The 15240-nt window shown below is 74.9% G+C and carries 15 protein-coding genes and 1 tRNA gene; 5 read left to right on the top strand and 11 right to left on the bottom strand.

All coding sequences use genetic code 11. The annotated features are described in order from the left end of the window. Window positions 1–48 precede the first annotated feature (48 nt). Window positions 49–885, top strand: a complete 837-nt coding sequence (fdhD, locus tag EDD32_RS10100; RefSeq protein ID WP_123917149.1) for a formate dehydrogenase accessory sulfurtransferase FdhD — start codon at window positions 49–51, stop codon at window positions 883–885. On the opposite strand, the gene nrfD is transcribed toward fdhD, so the two are convergent. The 4 genes from nrfD to selD are packed head-to-tail and all read right to left on the bottom strand — an operon-like array spanning window position 855 to window position 7164. Next, on the bottom strand, window positions 855–1823 hold the full coding sequence (nrfD, locus tag EDD32_RS10095; protein WP_211338793.1) for an NrfD/PsrC family molybdoenzyme membrane anchor subunit: 969 nt from the start codon (window positions 1821–1823) through the stop codon (window positions 855–857). The two genes, fdhD and nrfD, sit on opposite strands and share 31 nt — an antisense overlap. Further along, a complete protein-coding gene (locus EDD32_RS10090) occupies window positions 1820–2794 on the bottom strand; it encodes a 4Fe-4S dicluster domain-containing protein (RefSeq protein WP_123917147.1) in 975 nt (324 codons plus the stop codon). The genes nrfD and EDD32_RS10090 overlap by 4 nt, the downstream gene beginning before the upstream one ends. Further along, window positions 2784–6086 (bottom strand): formate dehydrogenase, encoded by a 3303-nt coding sequence (gene fdh / locus EDD32_RS10085; protein ID WP_246006074.1) that lies wholly within the window; start codon window positions 6084–6086, stop codon window positions 2784–2786. Before fdh ends, EDD32_RS10090 begins: the two co-directional genes overlap by 11 nt. Before the next feature lie 55 nt (window positions 6087–6141). Continuing rightward, window positions 6142–7164, bottom strand: coding sequence for a selenide, water dikinase SelD (gene selD, locus EDD32_RS10075; RefSeq protein WP_123917141.1), 1023 nt, complete (start codon window positions 7162–7164; stop codon window positions 6142–6144). A gap of 95 nt (window positions 7165–7259) precedes the next feature. On the opposite strand from selD, the gene EDD32_RS18815 reads away from it, so the two are divergent. The 4 genes from EDD32_RS18815 (at window position 7260) to EDD32_RS10060 (ending at window position 11211) form a co-directional block, all read left to right on the top strand. Continuing rightward, window positions 7260–7351 (top strand) — tRNA-Sec (locus EDD32_RS18815). 19 nt (window positions 7352–7370) lie between these two features. Further along, window positions 7371–8666, top strand: coding sequence for an L-seryl-tRNA(Sec) selenium transferase (gene selA, locus EDD32_RS10070; protein WP_123917139.1), 1296 nt, complete (start codon window positions 7371–7373; stop codon window positions 8664–8666). Further along, complete coding sequence (locus tag EDD32_RS10065; protein WP_123917137.1) at window positions 8666–10435, top strand: SelB domain-containing protein; 1770 nt, start codon at window positions 8666–8668, stop codon at window positions 10433–10435. The genes selA and EDD32_RS10065 overlap by 1 nt, the downstream gene beginning before the upstream one ends. Continuing rightward, window positions 10420–11211 carry an ROK family protein gene (locus EDD32_RS10060; protein ID WP_211338790.1) on the top strand — a complete coding sequence of 264 codons (792 nt, stop codon included), beginning with the start codon at window positions 10420–10422 and terminating at the stop codon, window positions 11209–11211. The genes EDD32_RS10065 and EDD32_RS10060 overlap by 16 nt, the downstream gene beginning before the upstream one ends. Here EDD32_RS10060 and EDD32_RS10055 read toward each other — a convergent pair. The 7 genes from EDD32_RS10055 to infA form a co-directional block, all read right to left on the bottom strand. After that, window positions 11208–11933 (bottom strand): alpha/beta fold hydrolase, encoded by a 726-nt coding sequence (locus EDD32_RS10055; protein WP_123917135.1) that lies wholly within the window; start codon window positions 11931–11933, stop codon window positions 11208–11210. The two genes, EDD32_RS10060 and EDD32_RS10055, sit on opposite strands and share 4 nt — an antisense overlap. A gap of 71 nt (window positions 11934–12004) precedes the next feature. Then, window positions 12005–12640 (bottom strand): 50S ribosomal protein L17, encoded by a 636-nt coding sequence (rplQ, locus tag EDD32_RS10050; protein ID WP_123917133.1) that lies wholly within the window; start codon window positions 12638–12640, stop codon window positions 12005–12007. A gap of 34 nt (window positions 12641–12674) precedes the next feature. Next, window positions 12675–13703 carry a DNA-directed RNA polymerase subunit alpha gene (locus EDD32_RS10045; RefSeq protein WP_123917131.1) on the bottom strand — a complete coding sequence of 343 codons (1029 nt, stop codon included), beginning with the start codon at window positions 13701–13703 and terminating at the stop codon, window positions 12675–12677. A 132-nt stretch (window positions 13704–13835) separates the two neighbouring features. After that, the gene (rpsK, locus tag EDD32_RS10040) at window positions 13836–14243 is read right to left on the bottom strand and encodes a 30S ribosomal protein S11 (protein ID WP_123917129.1); all 408 of its coding nucleotides are present in this window, start codon (window positions 14241–14243) and stop codon (window positions 13836–13838) included. A gap of 75 nt (window positions 14244–14318) precedes the next feature. Then, a complete protein-coding gene (gene rpsM / locus EDD32_RS10035) occupies window positions 14319–14699 on the bottom strand; it encodes a 30S ribosomal protein S13 (RefSeq protein WP_123917127.1) in 381 nt (126 codons plus the stop codon). A gap of 134 nt (window positions 14700–14833) precedes the next feature. Continuing rightward, window positions 14834–14947 (bottom strand): 50S ribosomal protein L36, encoded by a 114-nt coding sequence (gene rpmJ / locus EDD32_RS10030; protein ID WP_015883600.1) that lies wholly within the window; start codon window positions 14945–14947, stop codon window positions 14834–14836. A 71-nt stretch (window positions 14948–15018) separates the two neighbouring features. Beyond that, complete coding sequence (infA, locus tag EDD32_RS10025) at window positions 15019–15240, bottom strand: translation initiation factor IF-1 (protein ID WP_043501486.1); 222 nt, start codon at window positions 15238–15240, stop codon at window positions 15019–15021.

Below are 15240 nucleotides of genomic sequence, written 5' to 3'. Positions count from 1 at the left end.
CCGCGCCCGGCCCGCTAGCCTCCACGCAGGACCGTCGGAGGGAGCAGCGTGCGGGTGACGAGGCTGCACCCCGTCGAGCGGCTGGGCGCGGACGGCTCGCGCCGGCGCCGCGCGGACACGGTGGCCGGCGAGGAGCCGCTGGAGATCCGGGTGGGCGGCTCGCCGTACGCGGTGACGATGCGCACGCCCGGTGCGGACTTCGACCTGGTCGCGGGCTTCCTCGTCTCCGAGGGGGTGGTCGGGCGCCGGGAGGACCTCGCCTCGATCGCCTACGGTCCCGGCGTGGACGCCGACGGCCGGGCGAGCTACAACGTCGTCGACGTGACCCTGGCCGCCGGGGTCACGGCGCCCGACCCCTCCCTCGAGCGGCACGTGTACACCTCGAGCTCGTGCGGGATCTGCGGCACGTCGTCGATCGAGGCGGTCTCGCGCACGTCGCGGTTCGACGTCGCCGCCGACGGCCTGCGGGTCGGCCTCGCCGAGCTGCTCGCCCTGCCCGACCGGCTGCGCGAGGGGCAGCGGGTCTTCGCCCGTACCGGTGGCGTCCACGCGGCGGGCCTCTTCGTCCTCGGGTCCGACGGCGTCGCCCGGCTGGTCTGCCTGCGCGAGGACGTGGGCCGCCACAACGCCGTGGACAAGGTCCTCGGCTGGGCCCTGCGGGAGGGTCGGCTGCCGCTCACCGGGCACCTGCTGCAGGTCTCCGGCCGCGCCTCGTTCGAGCTGGTGCAGAAGGCGTGCATGGCGGGGGTGCCGCTCCTGGCCGCGGTGAGCGCGCCGTCCACGCTGGCCGTCGAGCTCGCGGTGGAGGCCGGGCTGACCCTCGTCGCCTTCAGCCGCGGGGACAGCGCCAACGTCTACGCCCGCGGCGACCGGGTCGCGGCCTGAGCCAGGCGCCGCCGCTGCGGGACGACGGTGTAGCGCGGGTCGCGGGCCGAGGCCAGGCCCGCCTCGACGACGCCGAAACGGGTGCACGCCGACCCGGCCAGGAGAGCCGCACCCGCGAGCGCGGCGACCGGCCGGCGGCGGCCGGCGAGGAGGGTCAGGGCGGCGCCGGCCGCCGTGAGCAGCTTGGCGGCCCGCATGAGGCGACCTGCCCCGCCCTGGTGCAGCGGCTCGGCGGTCATCCCCATGGAACGCTCCATCCGTGCCTCCGCGAGCAGCTCGGCGAGGGCTCCGCCGACCGCCAGCCGCCGCGCGGGCCCGGCCTGGGCCGCCGGGACGGCGAGCAGCGCGGCCCCGCCCGCGGCGGCGGCGGCGGAGGAGACGAAGACGAACGGGAGCTCACGGTAGGCCTCGTGCCAGGACGGCGTGGCGGTGTCCGAGAGCAGAACCGCCGTGTACGCGGCGACCGGCGGGGCCAGCAGCCCGGCGGCGAGCCCGGCCGGGCGGCCGAGCGCTCCCAGGACACGGCCGAGCCGGCGGGGCACGCCGGGCACGCCGGCGAGCTCGGCGACGGCGGCCAGGCCGGCGGGCGGGCCGTACAGGGCGAGGATCCACGTGCCCACAGACATCGGCGACGTGAGCTTGACGGTGCGCATCATGTTGAGGAACCGGGACGGGCGGCCGAGGTCGTGCACGAGGGCCGCCGCGCTGAAGCCGAGGGCGGCCAGGGCGGTGACCCGGCCGCTGCGGCGCAGCGCGGGCCGGCTTGTGAGGTCGGCCCCGGCGGCGAGGAGGGAGGACCCGGCCGCGAGACCACCGGCGAACATGTAGGCGGGGATGTCCGCCGCCCACGGCGCCGGCTTGACCACCGGCCGGCCGTAGTAGGACGTGAACTCGGCGTCGGGGACCACGGCGGGCTCACCGCCGCCGCGCGGGCTCACCGGCGCCCCAGGAAGGACAGCGCCGCCCCGGCGAGGAGGGCGACGGCCGCGGCGGAGGCGCGGTTGAACATGTGTGGCAGGTCCTTGGTGGTCACCACCGGGTCCGGGGGCAGGCCGTACACCTCGGGCTCGTCCAGGAGGAGGAAGAAGGCTCCCGTCCCGCCGACGCCGTCGTCGGGCTCTGCGCCGTAGAGCCGGGCCTCGTCCTGCCCGGCGGCCCGCAGCACGTCGAGGCGGGCCGCGGCGCGCTCGCGCAGCTCCTCCACGTCGCCGAACTGGATGGAGTCGGTCGGGCAGGCCTTGGCGCACGCCGGCTCGGCGCCCGAGCGCAGCCGGTCGTAGCAGAGCGTGCACTTCTGGGCGATGCCCGCCAGGGGGTCCCCTGCCGGTCCGGGACGCCGTTCGATGACGCCGTACGGGCAGGCCGGCACGCAGTAGCCGCAGCCGTTGCACACGTCGGGCTGGACGACGACGGTGCCGAACTCGGTGCGGAAGAGCGAGCCGGTCGGGCACACGTCCAGGCACGCCGCGTGGGTGCAGTGCTTGCACACGTCGGAGGACATGAGCCAGCGGAAGTCCGGCCGCTCCGCCGGCGCAGCGCTCACCGGCGGCTCGCTCCCCGGTGGTGCGCCCGCCACCGCTCCCGCACCCGGTGCGGGAGCGGCGGGTGCGGGAGCGGGCGGCCCCAGGCCGGGCATCCCCAGGTCCACGCTCGCCCGTCCGCCCTGCTCGACGAACGCGACGTGCCGCCAGGTGGTGGACCCGAGCGCGCCGGTGTTGTCGTAGGAGGAGCCGAGCAGCTCGAAGCCGTCGTCGGGCAGGAGGTTCCACTCCTTGCAGGCGACCTCGCAGGCCTTGCAGCCGATGCACACGCTCGTGTCGGTGAAGAAGCCCTTGCGCGGCGGCGGGTCCACCCAGCCGGCGTCGGCCGCCGGGTCGATCGGCCCGAACAAGGAGTGCCTACCGGCCATCGTCGCCTCCGTCGGTGTCGTCCGGCTCGCCGGTCCCGCCCACCCCGTGCGACCGCGTCACCGCGGACGGGGACGCGGTGACGATCGGCCGGTCGACGTCGGTACCGGCGCGTCGCCGGTAGTCGTCCACGAGCTGGAGGAGGGCGCGCCCGCGGGGACGCCGGCCCGCCCGGACGTCGCACGTGCCGGCCTTGGTCTCCTGGATGAGCACGTTGGGGTCCAGGGTGATGCCGAAGAGGTCGTTCGCCGCGTCCCCCGTCACCAGCCCCCCGCTGCCCCAGTGGTAGGGCAGCCAGACCTGGTGCACGGTCCTGCCCTCGATGCGCAGCGGGCGCAGCCGCTCGGTGACGAGCACCCTGCCCTCCACGGCGGCGCGGGCGGTGACCACGTGGCACCACCCCAGGTGCGCGAGGCCGCGCTCGGCGGCCAGCTGCGGCGAGACCTCGACGAACATCTCCGGCTGGAGCTCGGAGAGGTACTCCAGGAACCGGCTCATCCCGCCGGCGGTGTGGTGCTCGGTGAGCCGGCTCGTGGTGAACACGTACGGGAAGACGGCGTCGTCCAGCGGGTGCATGGGGTTGTCCGGGCGCCGGTACTGCACCCGTGTGGGGTTGGACTGCTGGCCGTACAGCGCGTTGCGGACGACGGACTCCACCGGCTCGTAGTGCGTGGGCAGCGGGCCGTCGACGAGACCGGACGGGACGAAGAGCGCGCCCTTGCCGTCGCCCTGCATGATGAACGCGTCGTCGCCGGCGATGGCCTCGACGCCGGTGGCGCCCGGCGGCGGGCGGTAGCCCGGCGGCTTGGCCGCCTCGAAGTCGGGCACGTCGTGCCCGGTCCACCGCCCGGCGTCCTCGTCCCACCACACGTACGCCTTGCGCTCGCTCCACGGCCGGCCCTGCGGGTCGGCGGAGGCGCGGTTGTACAGGATCCGGCGGTTCGCCGGCCAGGCCCAGCCCCACTCCGGCGCGACCCAGGACTGCTCCGAGCCGGGCCGGCGGCGGGCGGCCTGGTTGACGCCGTCGGCGAGGACGCCGGTGTAGATCCAGCACCCGCCCACGGTCGTGCCGTCGTCGCGCAGCTCGGTGAACGTCGACAGGGGCCGTCCGGTGGCGACCTCGTACCCGTTGATCTCCCGGAGCACCGCCTCGGCGGAGGGCTCGTCGCCGTGGGTGGGGTAGTCCCAGGCGAGGTCGAGCACGGGTCGGTCGCGGTCCTCGGTGGAGCCTGCCAGCCGCTCGCGGACGAGCCGGCCGAGGTGGTAGAAGAACCACAGCTCGGAGCGCCGGTCCCCCTCCGGGTCGACCGCCTTCTCCCGCCACTGCAGCAGGCGCTGGGTCTGGGTGAAGGTGCCCTCCTTCTCCACGTGCGAGGCGGCGGGCATGAGGAAGACCTCGGTGCGGCACTGCTCGGGGACGATCTCCCCGGTCTCGATCTCCGGGGAGTCGCGCCAGAACGTCGCGCTCTCGATCTCGTAGAGGTCGCGCACCACGAGCCAGTCGAGGTTGGCCATGCCCAGGCGCTGGGCCTTGCCGTGCGCGGAGCCGACGGCGGGGTTCTGCCCGAGCAGGAAGTAGCCCTTGACCTTGCCGTCGATCATGTCCAGGACCGTGCGGTAGGTCCCGTGGTCGCCCGTCAGGCGTGGCAGGTAGTCGTAGGCGAAGTCGTTCTCCGCGGTCGCGGCCGGACCCCAGTACGCCTTGAGGAGACTGATCGCGTAGGCGCGGGACATGCTCCAGAAGCCCTTGGCGGTGGCGGGCCGCATCTCGCCCACCCAGGACTGGAGGTCGGGGTGGTCCTGCGCGCGCGGCATCGGCAGGTAGCCCGGGAGGAGGTTGAACAAGGTCGGGATGTCGGTCGAGCCCTGGATGGAGGCGTGCCCGCGCAGCGCGAGGATGCCGCCGCCGGGCCGGCCCATGTTCCCCAGGAGCAGCTGGAGGATGGCCCCGGTGCGGATGTACTGCGCGCCCACGCTGTGCTGGGTCCACCCGACGCTGTAGACCAGCGCGGTGGTGCGCTCGCGGCCCGAGCTCGCCGCCCACGCGTTCGCGACGTCGAGGAACTGCTCGCGGGAGATGCCGCAGACCTCCTCGACGACCTCGGGGGTGTACCGGGCGAAGTGCCGCCGGAGGATCTGGTAGACGGTCCGCGGGTGCTGGAGGGTCTCGTCGCGCTGGACCTCGGCGGGGACCTGCATCCCGTGGGTCTCGTGCTCCATGCCCCGGGCGGTGGCCCGGTCACGGGCCTCCTCGCCCTCCCCGTCGCCGGCCCCCTCGCTCCCGGCGTACTGCCAGCTCGCGGAGTCGTACGTGCGGGTGTCCGGGTCGAACCCGGAGAACAGCCCGTCGAGGTCCTCGGTGTCGAGGTAGTCCTCGGAGACGATCGTCGCGGCGTTGGTGTAGGCCAGGACGTACTCGCGGAAGTCCAGCCCGTTGCTCAGCACGTGGTTGACGATCGCGCCGAGGAAGACGATGTCCGAGCCCACCCGGATGGGCACGTACGTGTCGGCGAGCGCGCTCGTGCGCGTGAACCGGGGGTCGACGTGGATGACGCGAGCGCCGCGGGCCTTCGCCTCGACCACCCACTGGAAGCCCACCGGGTGGGCCTCGGCCATGTTCGAGCCCTGGATGATGATGCAGTCCGCGTTGACCAGGTCCTGCTGGAAGCCGGTGGCGCCGCCGCGACCGAAGCTGGTCCCCAGACCGGGGACCGTCGCGGAGTGTCAAATACGGGCCTGGTTCTCGATCTGCAGGGCGCCGAGCGCCGTGAACAGCTTCTTGATGAGGTAGTTCTCCTCGTTGTCCAGGGTGGCCCCGCCCAGGCTCGCGATCCCCAGGGTCCGGTGGACGTACCGGCCCTCCTCGTCGCGGTCCTGCCACGTCCGGCGTCGCGCGTCGACCACCCGGTCGGCGATCATGCCCATCGCGACGTCGAGGTCGAGGTCCTCCCACTGGGTGCCGTAGGGCCGGCGGTAGCGGACCTTGGTCAGCCGCAGCGGCGAGGTGACGAGGTTCTTGCTGGCCGAGCCCTTGGGGCACAGCCGGCCGCGGGAGATGGGGCTGTCGGGGTCGCCCTCGATCTGCACGACCTTGTCGTCCTTGACGTAGACCCGCTGCCCGCACCCCACCGCGCAGTAGGGGCACACGCTGCGGGCCACGCGGTCGGCGGTCTCGGTGCGGGCGGTGAGGCGCTCGGTCCGGGCGGACCGGACGGCCGGGCCGCGGCCGAGCGGGTCGGTGCCGGTCAGCTGGCGCAGCACGGGCCAGGACAGGAACACCTTGCTGGTCTCCATCGGCCCGCCTCCTCCCGTCCTCACCGTAGCGAAACCCTCGGCGTCGCGCGCCCCGTCAGCGCACCGTGATGGCGTGCTCGCCCGCCGCCACGAGCTCACCGACGACCGGGTGGCCCGGGACCTCCCCGGCCACGAGGAGCCCCCCGGAGGTCTGCGCGTCGGCGAGGAGGAGCAGCTCGTCGTCGTCGACGTCCGACGTCAGGTACGGACGCACCCAGGTGAGGTTGCGGCGCGAGCCGCCCGGGACGAACCCCTCGGCCAGGGACCGCCGCGCGCCGTCGAGGTAGGGCACGGCCGAGGCGTCGACGACGGCGGAGACCCCGCTGGCGCGCACGAGCTTGAGGAGGTGGCCGAGCAGGCCGAACCCGGTGACGTCGGTCGCGCACCGGGCGCCCCCGGCCAGCGCGGCGTGGGCGGCGTCACGGTTGAGGGTGGTCATGACCGACACCGCCTCGTCGAACCGCTCCCCGGTGGCCTTGTGGCGGTTGTTGAGCACTCCCAGGCCGAGGGGCTTGGTGAGGGTCAGCGGCGTGCCGGCGAGCCCGGCGTCGTTGCGCAGGAGCTTGTCGGCGTCGGCCAGACCGGTGACGGCCTGGCCGTACTTCGGCTCGGGGTCGTCGATGCTGTGCCCCCCGCCGAGGTAGGTGCCGGCGGCGGCGCACACGTCGGAGCCGCCCCGCAGGACCTCGGCGGCGACCTCGAGGGGGATCCTGCCGCGTGGCCAGGAGAGCAGGTTCACCGCCACCAGGGGTGTCCCGCCCATGGCGTAGACGTCGGACAGCGCGTTCGTCGCGGCGATGCGGCCCCAGTCGTACGGGTCGTCGACGACGGGGGTGAAGAAGTCGGCCGTGGCGATGATCGCCCGTCCGCCCTCGATGCGGACCACGGCGGCGTCGTCACCGTGCTCCGGTCCCACCATGAGCTCGGGCAGTGCGCCGTCCGGGCCGGCGGCGCCGCGGCGGCCCTGACCGTTGACGAGTCCGCCGAGGAGTGCCTCGAGCTCGCCCGGGGGCACCTTGCACGCGCACCCGCCCCCGGCGGCGTGCTGCGTCAGACGCAGCGGGGCTCCGGCGCTCACCCGTCGGACTCTAGGCACACCCGGGCCCGGTGTCCACGGCACCGCCGCCGCCACGGCTGGCGATGGCACAGCACTCTCGGACTAGGGTGTGCCGCGGAGGCGTACCTCGTCTGGTGACGGGCGCGGTCCTCAAAACCGTAGTGACCGGGGATCCCGGTCAGGCGGGTTCGATTCCCGTCCGCCTCCGCCGGACGATGGAGGTGCGCGTGAGTGACCCACGGCGCGCCGTGCCGCGCACCGACGCCGTGCTCGCCGACCCGCGCCTGGCCCGCGCCGGGGCGGAGCTCGGCCGCACCACGGTCAAGGAGGTGGTGACCGACACCCTGGAGCGGTGCCGGCGCGGCGAGCTGGCCCCCGGTGACGTCGTCGACGCCGTCGTCGACGCCCTGCCCGTGGCGGCCACGTCGCTGCGGCCGGTCATCAACGCGACCGGGGTCCTGGTCCACACCAACCTCGGCCGTGCACCGCTGTCCGCCGCCGCGGTCCGGGCGCTGGCCGTCGCGGCCGGGCCCACCGACGTCGAGCTGGACCTGGCCACGGGCCGGCGCGGACCGCGCGGCCGCGGCGCCCTGACCGCGCTCGCCGCCGCGGTGCCCGACGCCGGCGGGGTGCACGTCGTCAACAACGGCGCGGCGGCCCTGGCCCTGGTCGCGCTCGCCCTGGCGGCCGGGCGCACCGTGGTCGTGGCCCGGGGGGAGATGGTCGAGATCGGCGACGGCTTCCGCATCCCCGAGCTGCTCGAGTCCGTCGGGGCGCAGCTGCGCGAGGTGGGCACCACCAACCGGGTGCGCACGCAGGACTACGCCGACGCCGTCGACGACCGGACCGCCTTCGTCCTGAAGGTCCACCCGTCCAACTTCGTCGTGTCGGGCTTCACCTCCTCGGTCGCCGTGGCCGACCTCGCGGGCCTGCCCGTCCCGGTGGTCGCCGACATCGGTTCGGGGCTCCTGTCCCCCCACCCCCGGCTGCCGGCCGAGCCGGACGCCGCCACGGCCCTGCGCGCGGGCGCCGCCGTGGTCACGGCGTCGGGGGACAAGCTGCTCGGCGGCCCGCAGTGCGGCCTGCTCCTGGGCCGCGCCGACCTCGTCCACCGCCTGCGCCGGCACCCCTTCGCCCGCGCGGTGCGGGCCGACAAGCTCACCCTCGCCGCGCTGGAGGCGACCCTGACCGGCCCGCCGCCCCCGGTGGCGCTCGCCCTGGCCGCCGACGCGGACGCGCTGCTCGCCCGGGCCCGGTCGGTGGCCGCGGCCCTCGCCGGCGTCGTCGCGGCCACGGCGGCCCGCTCGGTCGCGGCGGTCGGCGGCGGGGGCGCGCCCGGGGTGGAGCTGGCCAGCGCGGCCGTCACGCTGCCCGTGGCGCTCGCCGGGCCGCTGCGCGCGGGGGTGCGCCCCGTCGTCGGGCACGTCGAGCGCGGCGCCCTGCTCCTGGACCTCCTCGCCGTCCCGCCGGAGGACGACCCCGCCCTCGTCGAGGCGGTGCGGGCGGCGGCGGGGGGCCGCTGATGCACGTCGTCGCCACCGCCGGGCACGTCGACCATGGCAAGTCCGCGCTCGTCCGGGCGCTGACCGGGACCGACCCGGACCGGCTCGCGGAGGAGCGGCGCCGCGGCCTGACCATCGAGCTCGGGCACGCGTGGACCACCCTCCCGGGGGCCGGGGAGGTCGCGTTCGTCGACGTGCCCGGCCACGAGCGGTTCCTCACGACGACGCTCGCCGGGGTCGGCCCCGTCCCGGCGGTGCTCCTCGTGGTGGCCGCAGACGACCCGTGGATGCCCCAGGCGGCCGAGCACCTCGCCGCCCTCGACGCCCTGGGCGTGCGCCACGGCGTCGTGGCGGTCACCCGCGCGGACCTGGCCGACCCGGCCCCGGCGCGGCAACGCGCCCTGACGGCCCTCGCGCGCACCGGCCTCGCCGGCGCGCCCGCCGTGGCGGTGAGCTCGCGCACCGGTGCCGGTCTGGATGTGCTGCGGGCCGCGCTCGCCGCGGTGCTCGCAGACCTGCCCGTGCCCGACGCCGACGCCGACGTCCGGCTGTGGGTCGACCGTCGCTTCACGGTCGCGGGCGCGGGCACCGTCGTCACCGGGACCCTGCCGGCCGGGACGGTCCGGGTCGGGCAGACCCTCACCACCGGTGCGGACGTGAGCCTGCGCGTACGTGCGCTGCAGTCGCTGGGCCGCGCCGTCGAGGCCGTCCCCGGCACCGCCCGCGTGGCGCTCAACCTCGCCGGGGGTCCGGTCCCGGGCCGCGGCGGGGTGCTCCTCACGCCCGGCGCGTTCCACCACACCACGGTCGTCGACGTCCGTCTCACGGCCGCCGCCGGCACTCGCGAGCGCCCGCCCGAGCGTCCCGTCCTGCACGTGGGGGCGGCGGACCTCGCCGTCCACCACCGCCCCCTCGGCGCGGGCCTCGCCCGGCTCACCCTCGACCGCGCCCTGCCGCTGCGGGTCGGCGACCGGGCCGTCCTGCGCGACCCCGGCAGCCGCGAGCTGTGGGGCGTCGTGGTCCTCGACCCGGCCCCGCCCGCCCTCGCGCGGCGCGGCGACGCCGGCCGGCGGGCCGAGACCCTCGCCGCGGCGACCGGGCGCCCCGACGCCACGGCCGAGGTCCGACGCCGCGGGCTGGTGGAGCGTGAGCTCCTCCGCCGCATCGGGGTTCCCGGCGAGGCGGGCGTCCCGGCGGACGGGTGGCTGATGTCCGCCGAGCGGGCGGCCGCGGCGGGCTCGGCGGCCAGGTCCGTGGTCGCCGAGCACGACCGGGCCCACCCGCTCGACCCCGGGATGGCGCTGCCCGCCCTCGCGGAGCGGCTCGGGCTGCCCTCGCCCGAGGTGGCCCGCGCCGTGGTCGGGCCGCCGCTCGTCCTCGCCGCCGGCCGGGTCACCCTCGGCGCGGGGCTGCCCGCCGCGGTCGCGGAGGCGGTCGGCCGGGTCCGGGAGGACCTGCGGGTCGAGCCGTTCGCGGCGCCCACCGCCGACCGGCTGAGGGAGCTCGGCCTGGACGACCGGGCCCTCGCCGCGGCTGCCCGCGCCGGCCTCCTCCTGCGGCCCGCGCCGGGCCTCGTCCTGCTCCCCGACGCGGCGGCCACCGCCGCGGGGCGGCTGGCAAGCCTGCCCCAGCCGTTCACCGCGGCGCAGGCGCGGGAGGCGCTGGGCACGACCCGCCGCGTCGCACTCCCCCTGCTCGAGCACCTGGACCGGCTCGGCATCACCCGGCGGCTCCCCGACGACCGGCGCGAGGTCCGCTCCGGTACGGTCACCTCGTGGAGCCCTCTCTGACCACCCTGGCGGTGGACTGCGGCGGCGGCGGCATCAAGGCCTCCGTCCTGGACGCCGCGGGGACCATGCACGCCCAGCCCGTCCGGGCGAGCACGCCGTACCCGTTGCCGCCCTCCCGTCTGGTCTCGGTCATCTCCTCCCTCGCCGAGCAGCTGCCGGCCGCCGACAGGGTGACCGTGGGGATGCCCGGGATGCTGCGCCACGGCGTCGTGGTGGCGACGCCGCACTACGTCACCAAGGCGGGGCCGCGCACACGGGTGCTGCCCGAGCTCGTCCTCCACTGGTCCGGGTTCGACATGCGCTCGGCCGTGGAGGAGGCACTCGGGCTGCCGACGCTCGTCCTCAACGACGCCGAGGTCCACGGGGCGGGGGTCGTGGCCGGCGCCGGTCTGGAGATGATCCTCACGCTGGGCACCGGGCTCGGGAACGCCGTCTTCGACGGGGGCGCGCTGGCCCCCCACGTCGAGCTCAGCCAGGGCCCGGTGAAGTGGGGCCTGACCTACGACGACTACATCGGCGAGCACGAGCGCCTGCGGCTCGGCGACGCGATGTGGTCGCGGCGGGTCCGCAACGTCATCGAGGCGCTCCGCCCGATGTACCTGTGGGACCGGCTCTACGTCGGCGGGGGCAACTCCCGGCGCATCTCCGCCGCCGTGCTGGGCCGGCTCGGCGACGACGTCGTCGTCGTGCCCAACAGCGCCGGGATCGTCGGCGGGGTGCGCGCGTGGGAGCTCCAGCTCCCCCGTGCCGGCGCCCCCCGCCCCCTCGAGGGCTAGCGGGTCGCCTCGCTGCCCGCCCGGGCGTCGGCGACGGCCGCGGCCTCGAGGAGCACCCGGGTGAACGGCACGGGGTCGGTGAGGGCGACCAGGTGGGTGGCACCGGGGACGTGCACGAGCCGGCCGTCGCGGCACGCGCGCAGGTAGCGCCGCTCGTGGAGCCGGAAGTGGTCGAGGCGTCCGTTGACGATCCACACCGGTGCGGTGATCGCGGCGAGCTCGGCGAGCGGGTCCAGCCCGGCGACCCCGGCCAGGGCGGCGTCCATGACCTCCAGGGCGATCCCGCCCGCGCCGACGTCCGTCACGGCCTCCGGCGGCAGGAACCGTCGGGCCATCGCGTCGCCGAGGCCCGCCCCGCGGTCCGGCAGCCGGGCCACGAGACGGGCCAGGGCCCGGTACCCCGTGAGGCCCGGCCCGCGCGGCACGGTGCTGCACGATGCCGCGACGACCCCGTCCGGGGGTCGCTCCGCCGTCGCCGCCCAGTGGATCGCGAGGTAGCCCCCGAGGGACAGGCCCGCCACCACGAGCGGGCCGGGGACCTGCGCCGCGGCGGTGAGGGTCGCCATCGCGCCGGCGACGGTGAACTCCTCCTCCCGGCGCGTGCCGTGTCCGGGCAGGTCGGGGGCCAGCGCCTGCACCCCGGCCGCCTCGAGGGCGCCCACCTGACGCCGCCACATCGTCGCGGACGTGCGGATGCCGTGGACGAGGAGGACGGTCGTCATCGTCCCAGCCTGCCACGCACGAAGGCCCGGCCCCCGAGGGGACCGGACCTTCGTCGATGGTGCGTCGTGCGTCAGGCGCGCGGGTCGGCCGAGCCCTCGGCCGCGCCGGCCTGGGCGTCGGTGGCCTCGTCCGTGGCCTGGGCGGCCGCGGTCTCGGCGCCGGCCTGCTCGGCCTCGACGGTGGTCGAGCCCTCGACGCCCTCGGTGGCGGAGCCCTGCTCGCCGGGTGCCTCGGCCTCGACGGCGGCCGCGGTGGTCTCCTCGACCTCGGCGGTCTCGGGAGCCGGGGCGGCGGCCGCGCGGGCGGTGGCCTTCTCGGCCTCGCGGACCGTGGCCTGCTTGGGGCTCACGGGCTCGAGGACGAGCTCGATCACGGCCATGGGGGCGTTGTCGCCCTTGCGGGGCGCCACCTGCGTGATGCGGGTGTAGCCGCCGTTGCGCTCGGCGAACTTCGGGGCGGTAGTCTCGAAGAGCTCGGCCACGATGTCCTTGCGGCGCACGGTGGTCATGACCTTGCGGCGGGCGTGGAGGTCACCGCGCTTGGCCAGCGTGATGAGCTTCTCCGCCACGGGCTGCAGACGCTTGGCCCGGTGCGCCGTGGTCGTGATCTTCTTGTGCTCGAACAGCGCGGTGGCCAGGTTGGCCAGCATGAGCCGCTCGTGCGCCGCGCTGCCACCCAGACGGGGACCCTTGGAGGGGGTAGGCATGTCTAACTCCTAGTGATGGTGTCGGGTGAGCAGGTCAGCTGGGCTGCTCGTCGCTGAACTGGATGTCGCCGTAGACGTCGTCGTCCTCGTCCTCGTCGCCCGCGTGGGCGGCCAGGTCGAAGTCGGCGGGGCTGTCCTTGAGGGTCAGGCCCAGTCCGGTGAGCTTCTCCTTGATCTCGCCGATCGACTTCGCGCCGAAGTTGCGGATGTCGAGGAGGTCGGCCTCGCTGCGGGCCACGAGCTCACCCACGGTGTGGATGCCCTCACGCTTGAGGCAGTTGTAGGACCGGGACAGCAGTCCGAGGTCCTCGATCGGCAGGGCGAGGTCCTGGGCGAGCGCGGCGTCCGTCGGCGACGGGCCGATCTCGATGCCCTCGGCCTCGACGTTGAGCTCGCGGGCCAGCCCGAAGAGCTCGACGAGGGTCTTGCCCGCCGAGGCGAGCGCGTCGCGCGGGGCGATCGCGTTCTTGGTCTCGACGTCGACGACGAGCTTGTCGAAGTCGGTGCGCTGCTCGACGCGGGTGGCCTCGACCTTGTAGGTCACCTTCAGCACCGGGGAGTAGATCGAGTCCACCGGGATGCGCCCGATCTCGGAGTCGGCGCTCTTGTTCTGCACGGCGGAGACGTAGCCGCGCCCGCGCTCGACGGTCAGCTCGATCTCGAGCTTGCCCTTGCCGTTGATCGTCGCGACGTGCAGGTCGGGGTTGTGGACCTCGACGCCGGCCGGCGGGGTGATGTCACCGGCGGTGACGACGCCCGGCCCCTGCTTGCGCAGGTACATCACGACGGGCTCGTCGTTCTCCGAGGAGACGACGATGTTCTTGATGTTGAGGATGATCTCGGTGACGTCCTCCTTGACCCCCGGCACGGTGGAGAACTCGTGCAGGACGCCGTCGATCCGGATCGACGTCACGGCGGCACCAGGGATGGAGGAGAGCAGGGTGCGGCGCAGGGAGTTGCCGAGGGTGTAGCCGAAGCCCGGCTCGAGCGGCTCGATGACGAAGCGCGAGCGGTAGTCGGAGACGACCTCTTCGGTCAGGGCGGGGCGCTGTGCGATGAGCACTGGTGGGTTTCCTTTCGATCGGCGTCCGCTATATGACGCCTGATTACCGGCCAGGTCCGGCCGGCGGTCGTGCCGTTGCGTGCAGAGGCGGGGTGCGCGCGCCGAGCGGCGTGCGCACCCCGCGGGGTCGCGTCAGACGCGGCGGCGCTTGGGCGGGCGGCAGCCGTTGTGCGCCTGCGGGGTGACGTCCTGGATCGAGCCGACCTCGAGGCCGGTGGCCTGGAGGGAGCGGATCGCGGTCTCGCGGCCGGAGCCGGGTCCCTTGACGAAGACGTCGACCTTCTTCATCCCGTGCTCCTGCGCGCGGCGGGCCGCGGCCTCGGCGGCGAGCTGGGCGGCGAAGGGCGTCGACTTGCGCGAGCCCTTGAAGCCGACCTGGCCCGACGACGCCCAGGCGATGACGGCGCCGGTCGGGTCGGTGATGGAGACGATCGTGTTGTTGAACGTGCTCTTGATGTAGGCGTGGCCGTGGGAGACGTTCTTGCGCTCCTTGCGGCGCGGCTTGCGGGCCGCGGTCGCCGTACGGGTCTTGGGGGGCATGAGGTGCTTTCTCTCCTGGGGTGAGGTCGTCGGACCGGTCCGCGGGCGCCGGTGGGCGCCGGACGCGGACGGCTGCTACTTCTTGCCGGCCTTCTTCTTGCCGGCGACGGTGCGCTTGGGGCCCTTGCGGGTGCGCGCGTTGGTCTTGGTGCGCTGCCCGTGCACGGGCAGGCCACGACGGTGGCGCAGGCCCTGGTAGCAGCCGATCTCCACCTTGCGGCGGATGTCCGCGGCGACCTCGCGGCGGAGGTCACCCTCGACCTTGAAGTTGCCCTCGATGTGGTCACGGAGAGCGACGAGGTCGGTGTCGGTCAGGTCCTTGACGCGCAGGTCAGGGCTGATCCCGGTGGCCTCGAGGGTCTCCTTGGCGCGGGTCCTGCCCACGCCGTAGATGTAGGTGAGCGCGATCTCGAGCCGCTTCTCGCGGGGGAGGTCGACGCCGGAGAGACGTGCCAACTTTGACTCCTGTTGTGGGTCGGAGGTCTGCCTCACCACCCTCGCCGCCGTTGCGGGCCCCGGCCTCCGAGCCGGGGGTGGCACCCGTGGGTGCTGGTGGTGCGGTTGCCGGGAGGACCCCGGCGGTCAGGGACTCAGCCCTGGCGCTGCTTGTGACGCAGGTTCTCGCAGATGACCATGACGCGGCCGTGGCGACGGATGACCTTGCACTTGTCGCAGATCGGCTTGACGCTGGGCTTGACCTTCATGATTCTTCCTCCGCCGCCGCGCATGCCGGGGCCCCGCAGGGGCCGTCACGGCGGCGATGTGCTCGTGGTGGTTACTTGTAGCGGTAGACGATGCGACCCCGGGTGAGGTCGTACGGGCTCAGCTCCACGACGACCCGGTCCTCGGGGAGGATCCGGATGTAGTGCTGGCGCATCTTGCCCGAGATGTGCGCGAGCACCTTGTGCCCGTTGCTCAGCTCCACCCGGAACATCGCATTCGGCAGTGCCTCGACGACACTGCCCTCGATCTCGATGACGCCGTCCTTCTTCGCCAT

It is taken from the genome of Georgenia muralis (assembly GCF_003814705.1).
Taxonomy (GTDB): domain Bacteria; phylum Actinomycetota; class Actinomycetes; order Actinomycetales; family Actinomycetaceae; genus Georgenia; species Georgenia muralis.
The sequence above is the reverse complement of the archived record's forward strand: the minus strand, read 5'-3'. Positions and strand labels throughout refer to the sequence as shown.